The following is a 1,613-nucleotide window of genomic DNA, read 5'->3' as shown; positions in this document are numbered from 1 at the left end:
CCTGGACGACGGCGTTTTGTCGGTGGCGCGGTTTGATGCCGACGGCACGGTGAGCTGGCTGCCGCTGGTCCACGGCCAAGGCAAGCTCACCGCCGAGAATGGTTTTGCCGACCAGGCCGAGGTGCTGCTCAAGACCCGCCTTGCCGCCGACGCGCTCGGCGCGACGCCGATGGACAGGCCGGAGGACATCGAGACCAATCCGGTCACCGGCCGCGTCTATGCCGTCATGACCAAGAACAAGAAGCGCGACGAATCCAAGGTGAACCCGGCCAACACGCGGCCGGAAAACCTCTGGGGCCACATCGTCGAGCTGATCCCGCCCGGCGGCCGCGGTCCCGATGCCGACCACACCGCCGATAAATATGCCTGGGACCTTTTCGTGCTCTGCGGCAACCCCAAGGACGCCAAGGTCGGCGCCACCTTCCACCCCGATACGTCGGACAATGGCTGGTTCGTCTGCCCTGACAACATCACCTTCGATCCGGCCGGCCGGCTGTGGGTGGCGACCGACGGCGCCAACGACTTCGACCTTCCGGACGGCGTCTATGGCGTCGACACCGAGGGCGCGGCGCGCGGCTTGCCGAAACTGCTCTTCACCTGCCCGCATGGCGCCGAGGCGACCGGCCCCTGCTTCACGCCAGACGGCACGACGCTGTTCCTCTCGGTCCAACACCCCTCGGAGGATGCCGAGACGCTCGACAAGGCCGAGACGCTGTGGCCCGACTTCAAGGACGGCCAGCCGCCACGCCCGTCGGTCGTCGCCATCCGCCGCAAGGACGGTCAGCCGGTCGGCGCCTAAGGTTGTCGGGCATTTGCAAAAAAGGGCGCGGAACCCCGATTTGGGTCCCGCGCCAGTAGGCAGTCGGGAGGACGAAAGCAATCCAGGAAAAGTGCGTAGCGGTTTTCCGTCCGGAATTGCTTCAAACAAATAACTGGAGCGGGTCGGCGATGAACGCCGAACCGCTCTAGATGCTTTTCGCCGACATTTGGGTGGCGATGTAGTCGGCCTGTCGGATAGCCAACGAGACGATGGTGAGCGTCGGATTTTCGGCGCCGCCCGTGGTGAACTGGCTCCCGTCCGACACGAACAGGTTCTTGATGTCGTGCGTCTGGCCATGCTTGTTGACGACGCCGTCGGCCGCCTTCTCGCTCATCCGGTTGGTGCCGAGATTATGGGTCGAAGGATAGGGCGGCGTCGGGAAGGTTCGCGTGGCGCCGACAGCAGCATATAGAGCCTGGCCCTGTTTGTAGGCGTGATCACGCATCGCCGTGTCGTTGGCATGGTCGTCGAAATGGACGTCTGCGATCGGCATGCCGTGCTCGTCCTTTTCGTCCTTGTGCAGCGTGATGCGGTTCTCCTCGCGCGGCATGTCCTCGCCGACAATCCACAGCCCCGCCATACGGTCGTAGTGATCGAGCGCGGTCGTGAAGGAGCGGCCCCAGCCGCCCGGATTGAGGAAGGCCGCCATGAACGGCAGGCCGAGCGACAGCGTCTCCATCTCATAGCCGCCGACGAAGCCGCGCGAAGGATCGTGGCGCGCCTCGTCGCGGATGATGCCGGCCATGGTGGTGCCGCGATACATGTGCACCGGCTTGTCGAAGACGGCATAGAC

At 64.8% G+C, this 1,613-nt stretch carries 2 protein-coding genes; one reads left to right on the top strand and one right to left on the bottom strand.

All coding sequences use genetic code 11. The features are described 5' to 3' along the window. The coding region (locus EOA29_RS35830; protein ID WP_127222354.1) for an alkaline phosphatase PhoX at positions 1–799 on the top strand (799 nt) is incomplete at its 5' end. Positions 800–965: 166 nt separating this feature from the next. Here EOA29_RS35830 and EOA29_RS35825 read toward each other — a convergent pair. Then, the coding region (locus EOA29_RS35825) for a GMC family oxidoreductase (RefSeq protein WP_245468723.1) at positions 966–1,613 on the bottom strand (648 nt) is incomplete at its 5' end.

Origin of the sequence: Mesorhizobium sp. M1E.F.Ca.ET.063.01.1.1 (assembly GCF_003998155.1) — a bacterium.
GTDB lineage: Bacteria > Pseudomonadota > Alphaproteobacteria > Rhizobiales > Rhizobiaceae > Mesorhizobium.
This window is presented reverse-complemented; position numbering and strand designations above follow the sequence as displayed.